The sequence below is a fragment of the bacterium genome (assembly GCA_024742285.1).
Lineage (GTDB): Bacteria > Myxococcota_A > UBA9160 > UBA9160 > UBA4427 > UBA4427.
The window spans coordinates 141,512-163,840 of record JANSYR010000002.1 but is presented as its reverse complement, the minus strand read 5'-3'; the positions used below and the strand labels follow the sequence as shown (position 1 = coordinate 163,840).

Here is a 22,329-nt window from a genome sequence, read left to right as displayed (position 1 = left end):
CGTGAACCGCGTTGAGCTCGCTCGCGTAGACGCTCAGGTCGAATGGATCCTCGGACGCTGCCTGTATGCCTACATAGGGGACCAGGCTCCATCTCCGGAATCACCGGACGGATCGCACTTGCACACGCTCTGTGCGGTGCCACCGCCGTCGAGAACCCCGTCGGCTCCCGCATCCGTGCAAGCGCCGATGGCCGTGTCGTCGTAGACCGCGACGACCGATCCATAGCTCATGCCCTCGCAGTCCCCGAATGCTGCGGCGGCGCCTTGCGTGTACGGAAAGTCTTCGGCCGGCACCCCGTTCAGACGGTTGTTCTGCATCCGGGGTCTTCGGCTTGCCGTGCGGAAATCAAGCGTGTCGGCCGCGTCGAAGTTGGACGAGCTGTCCGCGTTCATAAACGAAACGAGCGCACCCGACGCGGACGTAAGGCTCGAGTTCAGAATCGACACCTGGTGCATGTACTCCTCGACGCCCAAGTCAGTCGCGGTCGCACCTCCAGCCGCATTGTCGTCCCCCGCATCGAAATGGACGAGGATCACCTCCGGCAACGTCGATTCGACCTTGATCGCGTCGAACACGATGTCTTCGAGCTCACCCTGTTGCTGGTCGGCGGCCACAACGGACTGAGTGACCGCGATGAAGCTCTTCGATCGATCGGGGCCGAAGCTGCTACTGATGATCGGCGCAGAGTGCCCGAAGGCGTTGATTTCGCTGAACGTCAAGCCGCGAATCTTCGTCTCGTCCTCGGCGCCGATCACAGCAAAATGCCCTGCTAGGCCGCCGACCTGGCCGTGGTCGATCGTCCAGTTCACGGGGTTTCGGAGGCGAAACATGCCCTGATCGAAGTACCCCCCATCGAGCGTGAAGTCGCAGATTTGGACGTTCTTTGCGTAAGACCCGCTGACCGCGTAGGCAGCGCGGACGTTCCGCATCGTGAAATTGCAGACCCGCGATCCAGAAACGAAGATGGCGAACAGACCACCGTCCATCGTCGTGTCCTCGATCAGAGAATTGTCGAAGTCCCACCGAGACAGGTCCGCGATCAATCCCTGCCGTGCGTCGGACGCGACCCAATCATGGATCTTCGCTCCGAGACCGGGAACCTGACCGTCGAGGCAAGACTTGGAATCGTCCTCGGAGCATCGGATGTATCGGCTGGATCTGTGCCCTCCGCCGTCGGCCGACATGAAGCCGATTAGCGGGCGCTCGTCACACGCAGCCTCGGTGCCGAGAAGACAATCGGCCGAAGCGAGAGACGAGTCTCGACCCAGGGGGTTGTTAGGCATGAATCCGAAGTTCTCGAATGCATAACCAGGACCCATGTCGCGTGCGTCTTGGTCGAGCAAATCGACCTGGTTGACCGTCAGCGCGCCTTCGCAGACCCCGCCGCCGTCGCAATGCGAATCCGTGTAGCAGAGCTCGCCTGCATCTGTTCCGCCCGAGCAGAGGCCAGAAGGTGAAATCTCGTCGGTCATGTACGGCCACAGTCTGAACAACGGCTCGTCGCCGTCGATTCCCAGGCGAACGAACGCGCCTTCGTCGACATTGGCGCAAGTGCCGCCGCCTTCACATTGGCCGTTGGTGTCGCACGGTTGACCTGCGTCGTCTCCGCCCTCGCACGTCCCCTGCCCGCACGTCCCAGCGATGACCGATTCCACCGGCAGCTTGTGGAACTGTTGGCCGTTCGAGGCCGTGCTCCCGTCCTCATTGAAGTTTGTCAGCCTCAAGCCGATGTAATGTTCTTCTCCGAGAGTCTCGACCGCGTGCTCGATGTAGTCGACGAACCCCTCGCACGGCCCCAGGTCGCCACCCGCTCCGAAATCGCATCCTCCCGTCGTCGTCGTGAGTCTCGAGCTCGACCCTGCAACCGTGCAGCGAATGCGCGGGTCTCCTCGGCAAACACCTTTCGTTGTCGCCACCGAACTCGTGATTGCGTTGTCCAGGCAAAGCGCCCCGTATCCGCCGTTCCCGGAGGTGCTAGGCGTGATTTCGTCCACCGAGGAAGAGACTCCGGCTAGGGCGTGAGTCGGCATATCAAACGGGGCGACGCCCGCCGCATCCACGTCGCAGGTCGGATCCGTCGTGCTCGTCGGGATGCAGTACCTCGCCTCCTGGTCGAGTCCATGCCGAAAGACCCAGGATCCGGACTCCGTGCCATCGTCGGTGTTGTCGACCAAGCAGACGCCCGTTCGCCGATCAGTGAGTGGATCGACTCGGCACGGGGTCTCGGCGACGAATCTTCGGCCGTGGGTCGCCGTGATGTAGGCCGTCCGGTTCGGCTGATTCTTTCGGCGGTCGCTGTACCCCTGCTGGATCAGTGGGCAGTCGTCACCGTCGCACTCCTCGAAGACGTAGATCGCGTGGTCCTCACCCGCGAACAGAGGCACGTAGATCGTGCCGCCCGGCAGCGTCGCATCGTGAGCCAGCATGAACGCCTCGAGAGTCTCGTCGACCATCGGGCGCTCGCCGTCAGCCCAGCATCGCCCGTCCGTCCCGCTCGTCGTCGAAGCCTCTCCGTCGCAGTCCAAGAAAGTCGTGCCAGAAGTCCATGCCGTGCCTGCGCAGGTCCAAGCATACTGACCCGTCGCCGAATCGAATCCGCCGCCCCTGACCCCAGAGCGGCACGAGTCGAAAGGGGTAGTGCCGCCGCCCCCCACCTGCTGCACCCTCGAGCACTCGATCTTCATCACGGTGTCCGGAGAAGCCGTCGTCGCGATGGCTTTGACGCCGAACGTGCCCGGAGCGAACGTCGTCGCAGTCGTCGTCGAAGTCGTGAAATCGGAGCCGACCTGCGTTCCGCTCGTCGCTGCGACGCTGCTGTCGGCGACCTGCCAAAGTTCGACGGTGCCGGTGCCACTGTGGTTGACGCGCACCGAACACTGCCCGCCCACGTCCAGGAACTTCGACTCCGACGTGTCCCCGGCGAAGAAAGTGATCGTCCATTCGGTGATGCCACCCGAGATCCGCCCGCCGTTGGCCTGCGGCGCCGACCAGCCGGGCACCGCGAACAGCAGCGCGAGGGCCACCGCCAAGAATCGAATCGTTCGTGCCATTGTCATTCCCTCCCCGCGATCAGTTGGCCGACCGCGAAACCTCGATCCAGTTCGTGCCGTCGCAGACGAGTTCCAACACATCGTCCGCCGTCGCCGAGAAGTTCCCCGCGAGCCGCAGGTTCCCCGTCCCGTCCGCCACCGTGAGAGACGCCGCGAAGCACAGGCGAACCGACTGACCGTCGAAGCCCGCGGTCACGTTGTTGACGTTCGTCGTGCCCGTCACGCGCACGTTTCCGCGGCCGTAGGGGATCGCGATCGTGCTCGCCGAAGCGACATCGACCCAAGCGGCATCTGCTACGTCGAGCTCGGCGATCGAGGCCGGGTCGGCGATGCTGTAGAGCGCGCTCACATTGCCGCCGCCCGTGACGCCGGACAGGTAGACCTCCGTCGCTGCCGACTCGATTCGGACGCCGACCTGCTGCGACGCGATCGGGTCCACGTCGCATCGAAGCGCTTGGATCGCGGCACCCGAAAGGTCGGACGGAAAGGCGCTTTCAATGATCCCGTTGGCCGCGTCGTCCACTCGGATGATCCGGCGATAGACGCCGGCGGACTCCACGAACGTGCGGCCGATGATCTCCGTATCGAGCGCCGTCCCGGACACGCCGTCGAGCTCGGCTCCCGTGGTGTCGAACGTGCCCGAAAGCGTCGTCAGGTTGCCGGAAGACGAGAAGGTGAATCCGCCGCTGATCTCGACCGTGATGTCGTCCAGGTACTTCGCGACGACCTTCGCCGTCGCATCGACCGCGGCGCCGCCCGCATCATGGATCAGGATCCGCTGCCCGAGGTTCACGAGGCCGGGGTCGATCAGGCTCACCTCGTACTGATCGCCGACCGTCGCGCCCGGCTCGAAGGACGCATTGTCGGCCTTCGTCGACCAAGACTGGGTGTCCGAGACATCCACGCCGATGATCGAGATCCGGTCCACGTCGTTCACGACGACGCCGCATCGCGAGTTCGTCCCGGCGGACGAGTCCTGACCGTTGTTGACGAAGAGCCCGCCCACGATCGAGACATCCTGACCCTTCGTGACGCGGACCCCACACTGGCCGTTGTTGACCGCGACGCAGCCTTCCAGCGTGACGACCGCGGTGGCCGGGATGGGGGGATTGACGAAGAGCGCGCTCGGCAGACTCTCGTTGATCCGGAAGCCGTCCAGGTCGCACCCAATCGCCATGCAATTGGAAAGCGAGATATCGCCCGACTGGATGTGGAAACCGTGGTCCGCGGCTCCCGTCACGATCACGTTCGCGATGCGAAGGTTTCGGCAGGCCACGTTCGCACGCGCGTTCTCGCTGACGGCGCCGAGGCTGATCGGCGGATAGAGGCCGCCCGTCCGCACCTGGAAGCCGTGATTGCTGGAGCCCTCGGCGTTGTATTCCATCGCGATATGCACGTCGCTGATGGAGCAGTCCATGAGCGAGTTGCACGAAATGCCCCGGTCGTATCCGCCCTCGATCGTGATGTGCGCGAACGTCGAGAGCTCGAGGGAATCGAGGTCCATCCCGATACCCGGATTGCCGCCCGTGCCGGCGAAGCCCGAAATCACGAGGTTCTCCGCCGTCAGGTTCTTCATGCGCTGGAAGGCGATCGCGTTCGGCGTCGGTTCGAGTCCGGAGCCGTCCGGCGCGAAGCTGACGACGCGGAGGTTGCTCACCTTGAAGTGGTCGCCGTCGCGGATCTCGACCGCGTGCTGGAAGATCGCCTTTCCGTTGTTCGCTGCGCCCTCCACGGTGACGTTCTCGACACGCCCGGCGACCGGCTGCTGATGGACGAAGCCCTTCCCGCAATCCTTGATGTGGATGTCCCGGAAGACGGAGAAGCTCCCGCTGCCGAACCGCCACGCCGCCCACAGGAAGTCGTGGATGTAGGTGCGCTCGATCGTGATGTGATCGGGCGCGTTGATGACGCGGATCGCCATCATCTCTTCGTCCGTGTGCGACCCGGTCAGCGCGGCGGCGTTCCCGTCGAACTGCCCGCCCTCGAAGCTCGAGTAGTCGGAGCCGGTCGAGAAGTAGAGGATCGCCTGATCCTGCGAGGCAGTGAGCGACCGCTGCCGTAGGATGGCCTGCGGGTCGGCGACGATGTGCACTTCGTTCGTGATCTCGACCTGATCGAGCAGGTAAGTGCCGGGCGGAACGAAGATGTGCCCGCCGGCGTCGACGGCCGCCTGGAAGGCCACGGTGTCGTCCGTGGCCCCGTCGCCGGTGGCGCCGAAGTCCGTGACGCTCTTGGTCTCCCCGAGACGCGTCTCGAGGTCAACGTCCGTGCTGCCGGTGTCCCCGATCTGGTAGCGGTAGTCCGCGATCGTGTAACCGATGCCCAGCGCAGTCAGGACCGTCACGTCCCCAACGGAGAGCGCCGCGGCAATGGCGGCGTCCACGCTGCCCTTCGTGGCCGCGTCCGTCGTCTCGACCGGTGTAGCGAGGTTCACGATTCGGTTCGAGTTCGCATCGTAGCGACCGTCCGTCCCGTCGAGATCGCCTTCGTAGAGAGTCGGCGACCGCTCTGCGATGTCGACGGCGCGCTTCGAGAGCGTGACTTTGCGGTCGAGCGCGGACTCCACGGCTTCCGATAGAAAGGGCCCGGACTGCGGAAGGCTCGCAGTCTGCGTCAGAGGAGCGTTGATGTAGATCGTCACCCGCTCTCCGGAGGCTGGAGCCGACAGGAAGTTCACAACGCCACCCGTCTCGCCCGCCGGCGAGCCGGTGAGCGTGACCGTGTAGTCGGTCGTGAGGACCTGCGGCGTCTCGACGCCCGTCGCGGTCGCGGTCTTCAGCACCGCGATGTCGGTCTCCGCCTTCACGGGTATGCCGAAAGGGAAGGCCACGGTCGATCCGTCGCCGTTGCTCTGCGCACGCTTGGTCTCGACTGATACGGTCATCTGAACAGCCTCACTGTATTCGGGTCGGCAGAGACCCCGTACTCTTCGAGCCAGTCCTGCTGGAGTTGCTCGTTCACGGTTTGCTGGATCTCTGGGAACTCGCGCATCAGGTCGTCCTTCGCCTCGTCGTTGAACGCCTGAAACACGGAACGGATGAAGGCGATCTTGGCCTCGCGTCCCATCTGCTCGTACCAGCCTGAAAGCGAGTGCGTGCCGGAGACGAGCGAGTTGAGTTCCTGAAGGCGGGTGCCGCCGTCGCTCACGTACTGACCACGCTGGATCATTCCGGGCGCCTCGCCGGTCAGGCCGTCCCCAGCCTGCTTGACGAAGTGCTGGTAGGCACCCGGGTAGCGGGAGAGGTCGACCTGAACACCGTCGATCTGCTGTTTCCAGCTCGGGCGGGCGCGGTGCATCTCGAGCTTCTGCATCTCGAGATCGATCGGCTCGGGATCCCACTCAGAGGCGTACAGCGGAGACAGGATGTCGTACGTCCGACCGTGCGGTCCCTGCCGCGTGAGTTCGCGTCCGTGCAGGTCGTGCACGGCGGGCATGCCCTCCGAAAGCCCCGGTGTCCGCGCTCGGATCGCATCCTGCCAGTCCGTGACCTCCCGATAGACCGGATCCATCGCGTAGGTGAACGTCGCGGCGCCTTGTGGAATCAGGGATCCGGCGAGCCGGTTGAAGTAGTCCTCGCCATGCAACTCGGGCTGGTTCATGGCTTCGAGGATTCCGGAGACACCCTGCATGTAGTTCGCGGCCGTCATCTGATTCGCGATGGCCAGCGACGACGCGATCACTAGCTCGTCGAGTTCCGGGTCGTCCTCGTGCGCGGCGGCAGCGAGGATTTCAGTGGTGTTGGCAGCCATTCCGAGCAAGCCTGCTACAGGCTCCAGGCCCCGGTAGCTGTAGAAGCGAGCCGTGTCGTCCTCGACGCTGCCCAGCATTATCGAGTTGGGGCGCCACCCCATCCGTCGCAGGTGCGCACGCTCCTTCGAGTCTGGCGGGCCGTTCCCGGTGAGTCGCCCCTGCAACGCGAGATCGGTGAAGACAGCTAGAAGAGCTGTTCCTGTGAGCATCTGCGCGCGGGCGAGCTCGGCTTCTCGCCCTCCAGCCTCGATCGCATCCCGGTAGGAACGCATGGCGAGAGCGATCGGCGTACGGCGAAAGGTGAATCGTCCAATGTTGTAGGGCGTCCGAACGAACGCCATCGTGACTCGCCCGACGACAGGAATATTGGCGAGCGAGCGCATCGCGCGATGGATCGTGGACCCTCGCGGCGGCGTGTTCGTGAACGTCGACTCGTCCGCGAACTGCATCGCCTGGAGCCGCATGGCCTTGTCGGGCTCGTTCACGAGGCGCGTCACCTCGTCGAGATAGTCGTCCGGCGCGATGCGGCCCGCCTTGACCTCAGCCGCGACGCGGCGCGTCGCTTGCGCGTGGAGCTCGGCCATGAAGTTCGCCGTCTTGAAGATCTCGTCGCCTGCGGCCAGCGCGCGCGTCGGCATCGCAGTCGCGGTATCGAACACGGACATCACGGCGCCCATCGGCGTGGTTCGCGACATCTCCCACTTCTCCGGGTCAAACGCCCCGAGCACCCGTTCGTCGACCTTTCCGGAGCCGAAGCCGGAACGACCTGTCGCGAGTGACTGGTAGAAGGTCCCGAACTCGTCGGCATTCTCGCGGATCGCGTCCCCAGCGAACGCCGGCTGCTCGAGGCCGTCGCGGAGCACCTGCCGACCGGCGGCGGAGACGCGGAGTGCCTTCCGGATTCCCTCCCACATGCCCGTCAGCATCGCCGCCGCCTCTTCGGTGGCGACCTCGCCGCTCCCTCCGTGCTGCGAGAGGAAAGACGCCACGCGCCGCTCCATGACCTGGAGGGGCAGAACGGTGGTATTCGAGATGAAGTTTCGCGCGTGCGTGTGCGGCCCGGAGAGCAAGCTCAGATACCAGAGCTGGGCAATGCCATCCTGCGTCTTAGCCCAGGGAGTGCCGTAGACGAATGGCGCGATTGCGTCCTGCCTTCCCATGCGTTCGTACCGCAGCACCCGATCAGCGATGTCGAGGGTGTCGGTCCCGGTGGCGTAGAGGCCGGTCAGCTCTTCCATCTGCTGCATGAACTCGGGCGTGTCGCCGACAGGGATCCGGCGAGCCGCGAAGGTGCGCGCGGCCGCTGCCTGATCGGCCAACGCCTCGGCCTGGATCAGGTTGTGGATCGACATCATCTTGCGAAACGCGATCTGGTTGATCTCGGACCCGGGATCGGCGCGCACCGCCGCCGCGAGCTCGCGCACCTTTCGGCCTGACGTCACGAACAGAGCGCGCAGGGCGGTGGCCTCGGCCGGGGGAAGAGCCGCGCCATTCAGCTCGCGGCGATGCTTCAGCACCTCGAAGGCGTTCATCTCGCCCGCCTCGGCCTCGACCTGGGCGAAGCGCATCTTCGGTCCGCGGACTGCGTCGATCTCTTCCTTCGACGCGTTGGCGATGTCCTGCATGATCGCCTTGACGTCGTCGGCCTCGTCGATCCGCGACCAGTTGATCACGTACTCGGCGCCCTCTTCCCCCTTGGCGCCGCGGGCGGCCGCCGCCGGGGCCCGCGCGGATCCGGTCGCACCGCTTTCGGCGATCTCGTCAGGGGAGACCCGGGCAGGCGTGATGTCGAAGATCGGGGCCTCGGGGTCGCCGAGAAGCTCGTCGAATCGCTGCTTCTGGAGCGTGACCCGCTCGTCGAGCACCTCGACCTCACGCGCCATCGACTCGAACGGCTCGGTGACCTCGGCCGCGCCGCGCCTCGCGTTCCGGATCGCTCGGACGCCGAGGAAGAGCCCGTCGAGCGCGACGCCCAGACCGAGCCCTTCGAGCGCATTCTTGAAGCGGCCTTCTGCCTCGCCGTCGTCAGGATCGGCGGCGAGGTACTCGGAGACCGGGTTCTCGAGGGCGGGGAACTCCTGAATCAGATTCGAGAGCCGATCCTCGTGCGGGTCGAACACCGCGAAGTCCGCCACGGCGCCGCGAAGCGCCGCGGAAGTGATCTGTCCGGTTCGCCCAGCCGCCGCGAGCTTCTCCATGCCCGGGAGCTTTCGCGTGAGGGCGAACCCCGCGATGAACTGCGCGATGCCGCGCGCGGCCGCCCCGCCGCCGTCCTCTCGCTCTTCGATGTCGGGGACGAGCGCCTGAATCGCATCGACAACGTCGTGCCGGATTCCCCATTCTTCGTCTCCGACGATCGCCCCCATGTCGCCCGGCAGGTTGAGCTTCTCGCCGAGCCAGTCGCTCATGTCGACGAGGGCCGCCGGGGCCTCCTGCGCAGCGTCGAGCAGCGCCCCCGCGATCTGCGTCGGGTAGGGGACGAGGCTGTGCGCCACGCCCCCCGCGCGGCTCGCGGACTCCATCGCCCCCGGCGCGTGCTCGCCGTGCGGTCCGCCCGAGAGGGAACCAAGGTCGAACGGCTTGTCGTCGTCGTCATCGCCGTCACCGCCGCCGGGAGGTGCGGCGGGTGCCGCTTCGGCTGCGAGAGCCGCCTGCCGCTCTCGGTATTCCGCAATCATGCGCTCTCGGCGAGCGGCCTTGCGCTGCGTCTCTTCGCGCTCGGCATGGGCCTGCATGACGTTGGCGTGGGGTTCGATCGGAGTGCTCACCGATTGCCCTCCGTCGCGTCACGCTCGACCGCGCGCGACTGCTCGGCCCGCTGCGCCTCCATGTACGCCTCGTACTGATCCATCGCGCGATCGAACTCGTCCTCGTCCATGTCGCCCGAGAGAAGACGCTCGGTGAGAGCCTGTTCTGTCTCGTTCGCCCGCATCGTTCGCCCGTCTTCTTCGAAGACCGCGAACGGCGGCGGCAACTTGGCGACTCGCATCTTGCTCGTGTCGTAGATCTGGGCGCGTTCTGCGATCTCCCGCGCTTGTTCCAGGGCGTCGGCGCGGGACGCCTCCGGATGGTTGGCTGCCCAGAGAACCATCTCTGCCTTCGCTTCGTTGACGCGCTGCCGGGCGGGTCCACGCGTGAATTCGGAGATCGCGCCGTCGAGATAGTCGAAGGCCGGGTCGAACCGGTCGTCGTTGATGGTGAGCAGCGCGTTTCGTTCGGCCGGCCCGAGGTTCCCCGCGACCTCCTCGTCGAAGATCTCGCCCGTCACGTCCTCGCCAGACGCCGCGCGCGCGCGGAGCGCCTCAAGGACGTTGGGATCCACCTTCGTCCGCTGAATGCGCCCACCGGTGTTGACGGCCCATTCCATGAGCTCGATGGCCTTTTCGCCGCCCAGGAGATCGGCGTTGTCCCGGATGAAGTCGACGCTCACGCCCTCTTCGGTGCGGGCCTCGGTCGCGATCGAAACCATCACGTCGCGCGCCGCTTCCTTTCGGGCTGCTTCGGCCTTCCGAATCCGCGTGAGCTCCATCTGGTCCGCGCGCAGGATCCGGGACTCGACCTCGTTGATCGCCCGAGTCCGCATCTGCTCGATCTCGGCCGGCGTGCGCCCCACGGTGAGCCCTGCCCCGGGCTCCTCGAGCAGGTTGTAGGCGTGGACCGGATCCTCGCGGAGCTTCTGGACAAAGACGGCGTCTCCGATCATGCGGTCGAAGCCCCGCAGAGACTCCTCGATACGCTCCGGCGTCTGCCCGAAGTTCTCGCCGAAGTCCTGAATCGCCTTCCGACCCTCGCCATGGGCGGTCATCTGGTCGAGCGGATCGTCCGAGTTCGCGACCGTGACGGCGGCTTTTCGCAGGATCTCGTTGGTCTCGATCTCTGCCGCCTGGAGTGCCGCCCCTCTGGCTCCCGCACGCACCGTCACGGCGTGCCGGTTCCGGGCCTGCGACAGGATCCGCTCGAAGTCGACACGGCGACGCGGGGTGAGACCGCGCCCGAGCTCGGACCGGAGCTCGGCGGCCCGCTCGAGGAAGACGCGTTCGCGCGATTCGAAGTCGGGATTCTGCTCCTGCTCCTCGGCGAAGCGCCGGAGCTGGTCCTCGGCGTCGAGGCCCCGCGACGTGGCGACCTGTTGCTGGTAGCTGTCGAATATCTGCGAAGCGAGCTGCGCCGTGCGCCCCAGTTCGTTCCCAAGCCGCTGGACAGCGCGTCCCTCAGCGGCCCCGAACTGCTCGCCGGTGGGCCGCGGGGCGATCGGCGTCTCTGCGGCGATGAGTCGCTGGATCCTCATCGCTGGATCCGATTCCGATACAAGGAGTTGGAGTTCGCACGCTGCGCCGGCGTCTGTTCAGGGCGCGGATCAGTCGTAACCCCACTCCCGGCACCGCCGGGCGTGCCAAACATGCTGTAGGCGATGGATCCGGCGTTCGTGACGCCCTGAAGAACCCCCAGCACCTTTCCGATGCGTGCCGCTTCTTCGATGCTGTCGGCGCGGGCCTCCGCGGCTTCTGCTTCAAGCTCGCCGAACCGCTCGATGTAGATCGCGGTCATTTCCAGTTCTTTCGCGTTCTCCGTTAGGAGATCGATCTGTGACCCCTCGAGCGACACGCCGCTTCGGCCCACCATGCCCCGCTGCCACGCGAGCGTGCGTGCCGATTGCCGACGTGAGCGCGCGGCCGAGACGCGCGTCCGCTCCCGTGCGATCAGCGCTGCGAGCTGCTCGGCTTCTTCTTCTGCCTTGGATCGCTTGCCGAAACCGATCGACGAGAAGACCGAGCTGCCAATACTCGACCCCACAAGAAGCGATCCGACGCCAAGGGCCACCGCGGCCATCTACCGCGCCTCCAGGCGCGGGAACGCGCCGACGATGGTGCAGGGAAGCGGCGCCCTATGACGGAGCGCGACGGTGCGCCGCTGCTCCTGGTGCGCCGGCATCAAGAGATCGTCCTTGTCCCCGTCGAAGACCGGGACAGGAGTGTCCATCGCGTCACCCACTGCACGGATCGGGACGACTCTAAGGTCATCGTCGTCGAGCGTCCGGCCGTAGAAGAGTCCCTCGCCCGTCTGGTAGAGCCGGAGCATGATCCGTGCGATCGAGCCGAGCTTGCCCTGCGACGTGCCGTCGGCTGATCCAGCCTCGATCGGCATCGACAGATAGTCGGCGTCGTAGCCGTAGCCGACCGCCAGCTGCGACGCGGCAGTCGAGATCGAGAACGAGCCGTCCGCGATCGTCACGTCGTCCAGTCGGACACCGTCCGCGAGAACCCAGACGGTTTCACCTTCCAGATGGTCGAGGCCGGAGAACGTCGTCGCGGCAGCACCGTCGTAGGTCCACGCGCAGTCGACGAAGACGCAAGTTTCGAGCGCGTCGCCCTCCTCCCAGAAGGGGTTCATGCGCTCGATGTACTGCTGCGCGGATCCGTTGATCGTGCGCTCCGTGATGGCCCAGACCTCGTCCGACGAATCCGTGTCGGACGGGAGAATGCAGTGAGACAGAAGGGTGGGACCGCCCCCTAGCTCCACGTCCTGCCACGCCGCCACAAGCTCCCGTTGGTCGTAGGTCAGCGCCGTGATCGAGCCGTCGTCCATCCGATTCCAGATGACGTTGTAGGGCTCCTGCTGGTACTGCATCTCGGCGAGCTTCTTCTGCGTCGACTCGCGCGAGAGCTTGGTGAGATCAGAGGCAGTCACCTCGTTCAGCTCGATCCGGTACCGAAAATCGTAGGCCTTCCGTCCCGCGCGGTGGACGAAGATCACGCGATCGTCGACTTCGACCGCGTCGGCGCCATCCCGAGCCCCCCGAGCCGACCTGCGCCGGGCCTTGATGTTCCCGGCCGCAATCGCCGCCGTGGAGTCGATCGAGGTCACCGTCTGCTCATCGCTCGCGGTGCCGACGATGAGCACCTCGTCCATGCCGCGCAGCCAGCGCACCTCCTGATTTCCACCCTTCTGGAGTCGGAAGTGAAGGGCACCCACATCGGTCGCGTTGCGAGCGAAGGACTCCGGATTCAGGATCGATCCGATGCGAGAGGCCCAGATCTGGCCCTCGTAGCCTTCGATTCCGCTGAGCCAGAGACGATCATCGAAGGAGGCAATCGCCGTCGGGTTGCCCACGACGCTCCACGCCCATCGCGTCGTCGGCGAAGAAACGACGTTCGCGTCGAGCGTCGAGCGCACGGTCGCAGAGGCGGTAGTCGATGGGGGTGAGGTCACCGAGTCGATCTCGACGAAGCCTTCACCCCCGGAGTCTTGATCGACCGTCCCGATGCCCGTGGTGATGTCGGTCAGCCGAACGGCTCGCCCCACGTGCTCGGCGGTGAAGATCGCAGAGGAGGCCGTGAGAGTGATCGATCCCACGGTCGCGGACGCCTGCATGGTGACGCCGGAGGTCGAGTCGAACTCGAAGAGCGGCCAATCGTTTCCGGCGAAGAGACCGTCGAACTCCCAATCGTTGTGGGCGTTCGGGCTGTACCACGTCGGCGGGCGACTCGAGTGGACGAGGTAGAGCACGTCCTGGTCCTGCTCCCATTGGATCGTTCGGAGATCGCCCGTCAGGAAGGGACGAACGTGGTACGTCTTCGCGGCAGTACCTCCCGCCCCGGTCGACCTTCCCGTTCCGTCTTCTCCGTCCAGCGTAAAGGCGTTCAGCCCCGTGACCGTGATCGAGAAGTAGCGGCCGTTCAGCTCCGACATTGCCGAGCCCGCGATCAGCACCTCGTCACCCGTCGAATACCCGTGCGACGTGAGCGGAATCGATACGGGGTTCGCGGCGGTCGGCGATCCGGTGAGAGACTGCGCCGTCTCCGCCGCTGCAACGCCGTCCTGGAGAAATCGGACCTCGCAGTCCGAGGTGGAGTCCGTGCCGCTCACCTCGAGCACGAAGCGGCTCGCAGCGTTGTAGAAGGGGACGAGCTTGAAGCTCGTATTCTGGAGGTGCGCGGGCCGGATGTAGACAAAGCCCGGCCGCTTGATGATCGGCCCCTCGACCATCGCGATGAAGTTCTTGAGGACCTGTGCGCCTGCGTCGTAGAACGGGCGGATCTGCGGATCGATGCGTGCACCGACCTGCGGAGAGAGCTTCCCGGCGTTCATCCGGGTGATGGCGGGGGCAGCCCGGGGCACTACCAGACCCACGCATCCCAGACGATGGTCGGATCGATCGTGCCGCCCGTGTAGTAGCGGCTCGTGATCCAGACTCCGTCGGCTTCGATCATCTCGATGGACTCGAGAGCATCGGCCGCGATCGCCTGGGAGTAGACGCGATCGAGATCGCGCTCGATCAGCTGCTTCTTCGTGTTGCTCTGGGTGAGCGGCTCGCAGAGATACGCCGCGAGGAGGTGCGAAAAAGTCTGAGCGAAGAGCGGATCGAACCGCCCGGCTTCGGTCACGTCCTCCGCGTAGAGGATGTTCAGGGGTGCCGACGCGTTGGCGAGGACGTTGTCCCCCTCCACGGTCCACCGGACGCCACGCGTTGCGTAGCGCCCGGCGTCGACCGCGAAGACGTGCAGGCAGTCGGCCGGCTTGGGGAAAGCCGCGTCGTACCCGAAGAGAGGGGCGGTGCTGGAAGCGGGCAGAGCTTCCCGCTTCCGAGCGAACCGCCACAGATGAGTGCGCAGGAGCTCTTCACGAGTCGCCTCGTAGAGGTCGCTACAGGCGCGAGCCGCCTCGGAATCCTCGTCGAGGGAGACGATTCTGCCTGCCCCGATGAGTCGCAGCGCGATATTGCAGATTCCGACCTGTGACGGCACTTAGAGCCACCCCTCCTCCGTGAGGACCTCCAGGGCACGGGTGAGCGCCGCTCGCCTCGTGGACTTGTCGTCCGAGTCGTCGAACTGGATCGTGATGATGTCGGTGCCCGGGTCGGAACCCGCGGCGACCGACGCGATCGTGCTCATGTCCTGCTGACCGGTGACGGCCATGAGTCGTGCAGCCATGACGACCCCCTAGACGCCCTGCTCGAGGAACTCGGCCGTCAGCAGGAACTCGACCGCCGACGCCGTCGTCCAGCCCGTCGCCGTGGTGACGGTGATGTCGTAGAGCACGCCCGGGTCCTCGGAGAGACCCAGGAGCTCCCACAGCGCCTTGCCGCGGTCGAGGTTCGTCAGGCTGGCGCCCGTGAACACGTCCGCGAGCGAGAGGCCCGACGTGACCGACTGACCATCTTCGAAGAGGTCGGCATCGACGACCGCACCGTCGTGGTTGAACCCCGAGAGGTGCAGACCGACATCGATGTCGCCCGCCGAAGGCGTCGAGGCGACCTGAGCCTGCATAGACCAGATCCGCGCGTCGGAACGCACGTTCGGGATCATGCGGAACACGTCGGCCGCGGTGGTGCCGTCCGTCGTGAGACGCGCGACGACACGGTTGCCGCCTCCGCCACCCTCACCCTTCGGGATGCGGTAGCCCGTCTCCGGAGAGGCCGTCTCCGTGCCCGCAGGCGCGAACTGATTCGAGAAGAATTCAGCCATGGTTCTCTCCTCCCCTTACGGGATGGCGCAGACGATCTCGTTGACCTTGCCGCCCTGGAGCCGTGTGGCGTCGAAGGTCGCGATGGTCTTGATCTGCTTGGTGTTCACGAGGTCGGGCCGGTTCTCGACCTTGACCGAGACGCCCTTCCACTTCTGGAGGGCCATCCCCGACTTGCACCACATCGGGATGCGCTGGTGCCCGGAGGCGTTCAGCGCGAGCCGCTGGCTGTCGATGACCTTCGTTCCGAGGAACGAGACGATCTCGTCGTCCTCGAGACGGGGCCGACTGGCGTAGTCGAGGTTGATCAGCTGCGTCTGACTCATGAGGTCGTCGTGCTGCTGCGCGGCGATCGCCATGATCACCATGTCGCCCTTCTCCAGCGCCTCGGAGGCGCGGAGATTGGTCTTGCCCGACCGCATCTTGTCGATGGTCATGCCGGTGGACCCGACGGCGACCGTCTGCCCGCCGTCCGCGGCGAACGTGACGGTCGTATTGCCGTCCTCACCGGTCATCGCGTCGGCGAAGAAGCCGGTGATGCATGCATCGTCCTGCTTTCGCTTGATGCCGGCGACCTGCGACTTCTGGTAGTTCCCCGTCGGATCGGTGAGCCGACGCTGCACGTCGAACTCGTCCACCGGCGAGTTGATGAAGTAGTCGCGGGGCGTCACCCACCGAGAGTCATGCGGGACTTCGGTGAACGTCGCAGCCTGATAGCGCTGAGTGACCTCGGCGGCTTCGACCTGCCCGTACTGTTCGACGATCATCTTCTTCTTCCCCGTGGCAGTCTCGGGGATGAAGACGTACGGCTCGAAACGAGAGTCCTCCTGCTGAAGGAGCATCTCGGTCCGGCGTTCGTACGAGTAGATGGCGCCAGCGTCGATATCGGCCATGTTGGATTCCTCGTAGAAGGTTCACGCTTGGTTTGCGTGGCTTCTCCGGGGAACCCGGGACCACGATCGCTCGAAAGCAACCGCAGGACCGCCGATAGAGCGGCTTCTCTGGGACTCCGAAAAGATATACGCAGCCTTTCGGGTACGTCAATCGCAGTCGGTCAGATCGACACCTTGCCGGGCCGCGCGATCCGCGAGAGGCGATCGATTTCGGATCGCACTTTCGGATCACTTTGGTCGGCACCCGACGCTTCGATCTCGTCGAGCCGAGCCTCGGCCTGCTTCGCCGTCAGGAAGCCGCCATCGCCGCCGCCTTCCGGCATCGCGCCATGATCGGTGGGCTCTCCCATGCGGGAGCCGAGCAGTTCGAGCCGCTTGAAGAACTCGGACACGCCGCCTTCACCCTCGAGCGCGATCTTGTCGGCCTGGGAATCGTCGAGACCGAGCAGCTTGTAGGCCTTGCTGACGTTCGCCCATCGCTGCTGCGACTCGCCGCCCCACTCGCCTGTGAGCTGGTCCTTCGCCTGAGCGAACTTCGCGTCCGCCTCCTCCTCGGCCGCGAGCGACTTCGCCGCATAGGCCTGCGCGATCGCATCGACGAGGGGCGCCGCAGCGTCCCCCGGCACGCGCGCGGCGTGCAGCGCCTCGGTGATCGAGTCTCGGATGTCGACGGCCCCTTCGGGCAGCGTCACGACCGAGAGATCGTATTCGGAGGCCTCGCCGGGAACGCCGAGGTGCTGCGCGAGATAGGCCTTCGACTCGTCCGAGTCCGGCGACCCGGGCAGCTTGAGGAGTCGATCGGCCGGAGCGCCCTTCAGCGAGAGCAGGTCGTTATAGGACTTCACCGCCTGCCCGGGGTCCTGCCACTTCGCCTCGCGCACGACGGCCGCCAGATCGGGCGAAAGCTCACCGAAGCCCGTCGGCAGGTCGCCCCCCTCCGCAGCCCCGCCGCCGCCTCCGCCACCCGCGCCGCCCGCGTCCTGGATCACACCCGCGGCACCGCCGCCACCGCTTCCACCCTCGGGCTCTGCCGCCGCCTGCTGGTACACGTGTCGTCGAAACATCTCTCACCCCTCAAGAGTCCGCGTAGCCCTCTTCTGACGCTTCCCCTTGCGCCATGCGTTCCACGCGGTTGATCACTCCGTAGGCGTCCTGGACGCCCAGCTGAAAGACATCGAGCATCTCGAGGACCAGCCTCCGCCGGCCTTCGCAGACACCGCGCTCGAACTCCGTCACGGGTCGAGCCATCTCGTTTTCGATCCTCGAATCAGGAAGCGCATCCAAGACGTGATTGCCGACGATCAGCGCCTCGAGCAGCCACGCGCCCTCAGGCGTCTGGAAGAACGCATGAAACGCCTTCCGCTGATTCTCGTCGACGAACGTCAAGCCGTGGCGACCGCTTCAGCCTGGGCCATGTCCTTCATCGCCCGGGCCCGGTTCGGGAGCGCCTCGTTCCGCTCGGCTTCGGCCTGCGCCGCCTCGATCTGATCGACGGCCGCCTTGACCTCGCGCTTGGAAGACACGACCTCCGCCGGCACCTGCCGGGCCTCGCTGAGCCACCGCGCCGCCTCGTGGCCGTTCGCCACCATGCCCACGGTCGGATCCCCGGTCACCGTCTTGATCAGCTCGAGATCCTCGAACCACACGCGCACCCGACCGGTCTCGGCCTCGCGCTGCATCGTGGTCGCCTCGGACTCGTATTCGATCAGCACGTCTTCGCCGGCCTCAGCCAGCGCCGGCGGCGGCTCCGGGATCCGGTTCGGGTGGCCCTCCGGGAGCCGGGCGAGGATGCCGAGCTCGCGCATCGTCATGGGTCCAAGACGCTCCGTCTGCTGGCGGGCGATCGGCGGACCGATCAGCGCGCCCTTCTCGCGGGCCCGGATCAGCGCCTCGGTCGCGGTCATCTGCGGATTGTCGACGAGGATCTGGAAGAGCGTGACGAGGTGCGCGTCGCGGATCGTGTTCCGCTCGTCTTCGATCATCTCGCGGCCGATGTCGTACTTGAAGCCGTTGTCGAACGGCCGGACGCGCGGGTTACCGGACTGGTCGAGCCACCCGGGGTTCATGGCGTTGGCCCGCATGTTGAGCGTTCCGCGCCCGTCGCCCTTGAACTGGAGCGCGTGCGAGAGCAGAGGCGGACTCACGGCCTTCTCGCCCTGCTTGATCACGGACCGCTTCATCGACTGGAGGGTCAGGTTCGTCGGCGTCGTCCACATCGCCGGGCCGCGGCCGTACTCCTCCTGCGGGTTGATCGTGAAGCGCGAGTAGATGTACGGCTGCTCGAAGTAGCCGTCGCTCTCCTCGTCGCTGCGCGTCTTGATGGGCGCCTTGTCCTCGAGCGAGATTTCCCACGACTCGAACCGTCGGCCCTTCGCGTCGAGTCGCTCCGGGTCGTACTGCCCCAGGTCCCGAGGCTGGACGACATGGAGGTACTCGTGCTCCTCCATGAAGTCCTTCTCTTCGATCGCCTTCTTCGCGCACCGGGGAGCTCGATCGCCCCACATGCGAACGGCGGCGAGCGCCGTGAGCGGCCGCTTGTGGTAGATCGTGTCGGGAAGCCCGTCCTCGTTCAGCGCGACCCAGACGTTCCCGACGTGGATCGACCGGTAGGTAGGCAGGCCGGTGATCCGGTTGGGTTCGACTCGCAGGCACGCGTCCCCCACGCAGCCGAGCGACTTGGCGTCCGTCTCCTGCTGCGGGTAGAACATCGAACTTGGCGAGTTCCGGACGCGGAAGAGCTTCTTCGTCATGTCGGCGAAGTGCTCTTTCACCGTCGGGTCGTCGTTGAGCTCTTCGACGTTCGACTTGAGCGACTGCCAGATCGAGTTCTGGGGCGTCGTGAGCGACTGCCAGATCGCCGCGAACCGCTCGAGCGAGATCACGCCCGTGGCGTCGTAGACGGACTGGCTGCGGACGCCGCCCTGCGTCTGGTGGACGATGAAGTCGGCGCCGTCGGGCCAGAAGATCTCCTTCGTCACCTGCCGGATCGAGTCGAAGTTCACACGGCGCGTCGCCATGTGCTCCTGCGTCTTGATCAGGGTCTCTATCGAGGGGGAAGCCACTACCCGAGCACCCCCCGCTGGCCGAGTGAGCCGATGGTGGCGGCGGCGCGACCGAGATTCGCCCGGTCCTGAGACGGGCTCGAGAGAGTCGACGCGCCCTGGAGCAGCGCAGCGGCGCGCCCTCGTCGGTTTCGACCTGCGCCGCTTCGAAGCCGGCTACTCTCGGCCGTTCGCGCCGCCTTGCGCTCGGTGAGGAACTGGCCCGCGCGCACCGCGTACTCACGCCGCGGCCTCTTGTCGCGCTGGAAGAACGAGCTGATCACCCGGCGCTTCTCGGCGAGGGGAGCGTCACGGACAGAACGCAGGCGCTCGGGACGGCTCCCGCGACGATCGAAGTCGTCGACCAGTCCCAGGTCCTCGTAGGTCTGGATGACCAGCTCGAACAGATCCGGGTCTTCCCAAGGGCGGATCTTCCGGGGATCGACCTCGGGATCGTAGGGTTCGCGCTCCTCCTCCATGGCGGCCCCCTTCTAGCCTTCGGCGAAGTCCTGACTCTGGGCGCCCGGCTCGACCTTCGCGCCCGGGTTCGGCGACTTGTTCTGTTCGCCGTAGAACTCGGCCATCTCCTTCGCCGCGGCGGCTTCCTCGGCCTTGAGGCGCTGGCGCGCCTCACGACGGGCGAGCACCTCGTCGACGTACTTGATGCACTCCTCGCGGGAGAAGCGCAGGTCGCCCGGCGAGAGCTCGTGCGCCGAGGGCGCCGTCTTGCCGGCGTCGCGGTAGAGCGCGGCCGGATCGAACATGAGGTACTTCGCCCGATCGTTGATGAGCCGACAGGCCTCGACGGTCGAGATCAGGTCGCCTTCGCCACGGCGTGGCGCCGTCTTGAGCGGGTTGCGCCGGCTGCCCGGGACCTGATCCTGCTCGTTGAAGTAGCGCTCGACCGAGAGTCCGCCTTCCTGCGCGCCGCTCGGATCGGGCGTACCCTCCTCTTCGACCGGAACATCAGCCTTCGACTTCTTCGCTGCCATCCAATCACCCCCTACTGGATTGCGTATGGTGAGATCGGCTGCGCGTGCGGCGCGAGTTCGCGCGGCGAGGCCGACTCTCCCAGACCGAGCTCGAGATACTCCAGCGCTTCGACCAGATGGCTGTACTCGTTCTTGTCCGGCTTCTCCGAGTAGTGTCCGTCAACCGTGCGCAGCTTTCTATAGCAGTATCCGCCCATCAGCCCTTTGCGGAGCATCCGGCAGTCGGGCGACACGAAGAGGGAGGGCAACCCGTCGAACGCCATGCGCTTGAGCGGGCCGCGCACGGCACCGCGGCGAAGCAACGGATCGTTGGTCGGCGCCGGCTCGATCGGGATGCCGTTGTCGCACATGATCTGGATCGGCGTCAGGTCCGTAGACTGGTTTCCGTCGCCGCCAGCGGGGTCGCCCCACCCTCCCCCGATCGGGAGCCCCTTGAACTTGCGGTCGAGCCAGAGCTTGAGCTCGGGCGCGTAGCTCTGGGCCGAGATGTCCTCGTCGTAGAATTCGGCGATCGCCACGGTGCGCCCCTGGGACTCGTCGAACTGAGCCACGACGGTCGCCGGCGTCCGACCGTAGTCCTGTCCGAGGAAGATCGGCGCGTCGCGGACCTCGGGCGGCTCCTTCAGGCAGTGGACCGAATCGACGTACTCGGGGTGGACGGGCTTCCCATCGACCGTGAACCCGTACTCGTTGCCGAGCTTCACGCGAATCCAGTCGTCGTCGATGCCCTCGAGGCCGTCGAGGTAGTAGTCCTCGCCCACGTTGGCGAGGTTCTCGGCCTCCGAGTTGATCACCCACAGCGACTTACCGAGCCGACCCTCGCCGGGCTTCTCGATGAGCGCGCCGGGCTGGCGGAAGAACGTCCAGCCGCGCGGCTTGTCCTCCTCGGCGAGCTTGTAGTACCAGTGGCTCTCGTCCATGGCGTTGGTGTCCAGGAGGACACCCTTCCAGGTGCAGCGCACGCCCCCTTCGGTCGGGAGCGGGTAGCGCCCCACCCGCTTGCCCAGCGTGTCGAGAATGGCCTTCGCGGTGCCCGACGCCTCATTCACCCACGCGCCGGTGAGCTTAAAGCCCGCGATCATCTGGATCGCCGTCTCGATGTGATCGAGCGCCACGAAGATGATCTCGCCCTTGGATTCGGTCCCGTCCGGGTTGCGCCAGTGGTACAGGAACTTCGGCGGCTCCATGCCCGAGCCCAGCTTCATCTGACCGCAGCCGCGGAATAGGTTCTCCACGTCCTTCATCGTGGTCGACGTAAGCTCTTTGTACGTGGTCCGCGTCGCCAGCCAGCGCGAAGGACGGATGCCCTCGGAGTTCGGCTCCTGCTCGACCATGTGCGCCCGGATGCGGTGGACGACACCAGTCGTCTTCGCGGACCCATACGGCCCCATGATCGCGGCGTAGCGCGACCGGTCCTGGACGAACCGTTCGACGGTCGGCGCGTTCGGGAAGCCGACGGTGACTCGGATCTCCCTGTATCTTTGCTGGCCGTCGTCCCGGCTACGGGCGCTCATCGAAGTACCGAATCAACAGCGGCAACATCTCTTCGTTCGCAAAGCACGCCCCGCAAACCCAACCGACCCTCTCTACCTGCTTCCAACCCAGCGAATGCAGCAGGTCGACTACATCCTGCTCGCTCTTGATCTCTGGCTCGCGCGTGAGCGGAAGCTCCTCGGCGCCACATTCCTCCCGATCGCCGATGCAACCCACCGTTCCGTATCCGGCGCACACAGCATGCCAGGTGATGCCGATTCCTAGCTTCCCGGACATTGCGACCGCTTCGGGAGTCCCCGAGCGCCACCGTCTTCCCTCACTGCTCATGATTCCCCCTCCTCCGTGTCCACCTCTGCCACGTTTCCCGTCACGAAGTTCTGATCGAGAACGAGCGTGGGAACGCCGTCGACCTTACCCTCGATCTGGTTGGGGATCAGCTTCCGCACGAGCGACACGAAGAGCGCCGGATCGTCCTTCGCCAGCTGCTTGAAGTAGCCCTCCGCGCCGTCCTCGTGGGCGCCCTCGAGCGCGTCGCGCAGCGCGTTCTTCACGGCCTTGGTCGTCTTGTTCTGCGAGCCCTTCTTGCGCCCGCCTGAACCCTTGACGAACTGTCCCTTTTCGTTTCGTTCCGCCACAGACGCCCC

General features: G+C 65.8%; 18 protein-coding genes. All 18 read right to left on the bottom strand.

Features of this window, described 5'->3' with window-relative positions; translation table 11 throughout:
- Positions 1-69: 69 nt before the first annotated feature.
- Entirely contained in the window at positions 70-3,051 is a 2,982-nt protein-coding gene (locus NXI30_04535) for a hypothetical protein (GenBank protein MCR9093461.1), read from the bottom strand.
- A 19-nt stretch (positions 3,052-3,070) separates the two neighbouring features.
- The gene (locus NXI30_04530) at positions 3,071-5,935 is read right to left on the bottom strand and encodes a hypothetical protein (GenBank protein ID MCR9093460.1); all 2,865 of its coding nucleotides are present in this window, start codon (positions 5,933-5,935) and stop codon (positions 3,071-3,073) included.
- Entirely contained in the window at positions 5,932-9,570 is a 3,639-nt protein-coding gene (locus tag NXI30_04525) for a hypothetical protein (protein MCR9093459.1), read from the bottom strand. The genes NXI30_04530 and NXI30_04525 overlap by 4 nt, the downstream gene beginning before the upstream one ends.
- Positions 9,567-11,090 carry a hypothetical protein gene (locus NXI30_04520; GenBank protein ID MCR9093458.1) on the bottom strand — a complete coding sequence of 508 codons (1,524 nt, stop codon included), beginning with the start codon at positions 11,088-11,090 and terminating at the stop codon, positions 9,567-9,569. Before NXI30_04520 ends, NXI30_04525 begins: the two co-directional genes overlap by 4 nt.
- Entirely contained in the window at positions 11,087-11,632 is a 546-nt protein-coding gene (locus tag NXI30_04515) for a hypothetical protein (GenBank protein MCR9093457.1), read from the bottom strand. Before NXI30_04515 ends, NXI30_04520 begins: the two co-directional genes overlap by 4 nt.
- The gene (locus NXI30_04510) at positions 11,633-13,891 is read right to left on the bottom strand and encodes a hypothetical protein (protein ID MCR9093456.1); all 2,259 of its coding nucleotides are present in this window, start codon (positions 13,889-13,891) and stop codon (positions 11,633-11,635) included.
- A gap of 29 nt (positions 13,892-13,920) precedes the next feature.
- Positions 13,921-14,547 (bottom strand): hypothetical protein, encoded by a 627-nt coding sequence (locus tag NXI30_04505; GenBank protein ID MCR9093455.1) that lies wholly within the window; start codon positions 14,545-14,547, stop codon positions 13,921-13,923.
- On the bottom strand, positions 14,548-14,733 hold the full coding sequence (locus tag NXI30_04500) for a hypothetical protein (GenBank protein MCR9093454.1): 186 nt from the start codon (positions 14,731-14,733) through the stop codon (positions 14,548-14,550). It abuts the gene before it with no gap.
- Positions 14,734-14,742: 9 nt separating this feature from the next.
- The gene (locus tag NXI30_04495; GenBank protein MCR9093453.1) at positions 14,743-15,267 is read right to left on the bottom strand and encodes a hypothetical protein; all 525 of its coding nucleotides are present in this window, start codon (positions 15,265-15,267) and stop codon (positions 14,743-14,745) included.
- A 15-nt stretch (positions 15,268-15,282) separates the two neighbouring features.
- Entirely contained in the window at positions 15,283-16,158 is an 876-nt protein-coding gene (locus NXI30_04490; GenBank protein ID MCR9093452.1) for a phage capsid protein, read from the bottom strand.
- Between the two features lie 161 nt (positions 16,159-16,319).
- Positions 16,320-17,222 carry a hypothetical protein gene (locus NXI30_04485; GenBank protein MCR9093451.1) on the bottom strand — a complete coding sequence of 301 codons (903 nt, stop codon included), beginning with the start codon at positions 17,220-17,222 and terminating at the stop codon, positions 16,320-16,322.
- A 10-nt stretch (positions 17,223-17,232) separates the two neighbouring features.
- Positions 17,233-17,544 carry a hypothetical protein gene (locus NXI30_04480; protein ID MCR9093450.1) on the bottom strand — a complete coding sequence of 104 codons (312 nt, stop codon included), beginning with the start codon at positions 17,542-17,544 and terminating at the stop codon, positions 17,233-17,235.
- The gene (locus NXI30_04475; GenBank protein MCR9093449.1) at positions 17,541-19,175 is read right to left on the bottom strand and encodes a portal protein; all 1,635 of its coding nucleotides are present in this window, start codon (positions 19,173-19,175) and stop codon (positions 17,541-17,543) included. The genes NXI30_04480 and NXI30_04475 overlap by 4 nt, the downstream gene beginning before the upstream one ends.
- A 44-nt stretch (positions 19,176-19,219) precedes the next feature.
- On the bottom strand, positions 19,220-19,678 hold the full coding sequence (locus NXI30_04470) for a hypothetical protein (protein MCR9093448.1): 459 nt from the start codon (positions 19,676-19,678) through the stop codon (positions 19,220-19,222).
- A 12-nt stretch (positions 19,679-19,690) separates the two neighbouring features.
- Positions 19,691-20,191, bottom strand: a complete 501-nt coding sequence (locus NXI30_04465; protein ID MCR9093447.1) for a hypothetical protein — start codon at positions 20,189-20,191, stop codon at positions 19,691-19,693.
- Between the two features lie 11 nt (positions 20,192-20,202).
- Positions 20,203-21,705, bottom strand: a complete 1,503-nt coding sequence (locus tag NXI30_04460; GenBank protein MCR9093446.1) for a TerL — start codon at positions 21,703-21,705, stop codon at positions 20,203-20,205.
- Positions 21,692-22,012: a hypothetical protein gene (locus NXI30_04455; GenBank protein MCR9093445.1), complete on the bottom strand. Its 321-nt coding sequence runs from the start codon at positions 22,010-22,012 to the stop codon at positions 21,692-21,694. Before NXI30_04455 ends, NXI30_04460 begins: the two co-directional genes overlap by 14 nt.
- Positions 22,009-22,320, bottom strand: a complete 312-nt coding sequence (locus NXI30_04450) for a hypothetical protein (GenBank protein MCR9093444.1) — start codon at positions 22,318-22,320, stop codon at positions 22,009-22,011. Before NXI30_04450 ends, NXI30_04455 begins: the two co-directional genes overlap by 4 nt.
- Positions 22,321-22,329: the final 9 nt, after the last annotated feature.

Coding starts and splice junctions, on each gene's coding strand:
- NXI30_04535 (MCR9093461.1), bottom strand. CDS start 3,051: ATGGCACGAACGATTCGATTCTTGGCGGTGGCCCTCGCGCTGCTGTTC.
- NXI30_04530 (MCR9093460.1), bottom strand. CDS start 5,935: ATGACCGTATCAGTCGAGACCAAGCGTGCGCAGAGCAACGGCGACGGA.
- NXI30_04520 (MCR9093458.1), bottom strand. CDS start 11,090: ATGAGGATCCAGCGACTCATCGCCGCAGAGACGCCGATCGCCCCGCGG.
- NXI30_04515 (MCR9093457.1), bottom strand. CDS start 11,632: ATGGCCGCGGTGGCCCTTGGCGTCGGATCGCTTCTTGTGGGGTCGAGT.
- NXI30_04510 (MCR9093456.1), bottom strand. CDS start 13,891: ATGAACGCCGGGAAGCTCTCTCCGCAGGTCGGTGCACGCATCGATCCG.
- NXI30_04500 (MCR9093454.1), bottom strand. CDS start 14,733: ATGGCTGCACGACTCATGGCCGTCACCGGTCAGCAGGACATGAGCACG.
- NXI30_04495 (MCR9093453.1), bottom strand. CDS start 15,267: ATGGCTGAATTCTTCTCGAATCAGTTCGCGCCTGCGGGCACGGAGACG.
- NXI30_04490 (MCR9093452.1), bottom strand. CDS start 16,158: ATGGCCGATATCGACGCTGGCGCCATCTACTCGTACGAACGCCGGACC.
- NXI30_04485 (MCR9093451.1), bottom strand. CDS start 17,222: ATGTTTCGACGACACGTGTACCAGCAGGCGGCGGCAGAGCCCGAGGGT.
- NXI30_04475 (MCR9093449.1), bottom strand. CDS start 19,175: ATGGCGACGCGCCGTGTGAACTTCGACTCGATCCGGCAGGTGACGAAG.
- NXI30_04470 (MCR9093448.1), bottom strand. CDS start 19,678: ATGGAGGAGGAGCGCGAACCCTACGATCCCGAGGTCGATCCCCGGAAG.
- NXI30_04465 (MCR9093447.1), bottom strand. CDS start 20,191: ATGGCAGCGAAGAAGTCGAAGGCTGATGTTCCGGTCGAAGAGGAGGGT.
- NXI30_04460 (MCR9093446.1), bottom strand. CDS start 21,705: ATGAGCGCCCGTAGCCGGGACGACGGCCAGCAAAGATACAGGGAGATC.
- NXI30_04455 (MCR9093445.1), bottom strand. CDS start 22,012: ATGAGCAGTGAGGGAAGACGGTGGCGCTCGGGGACTCCCGAAGCGGTC.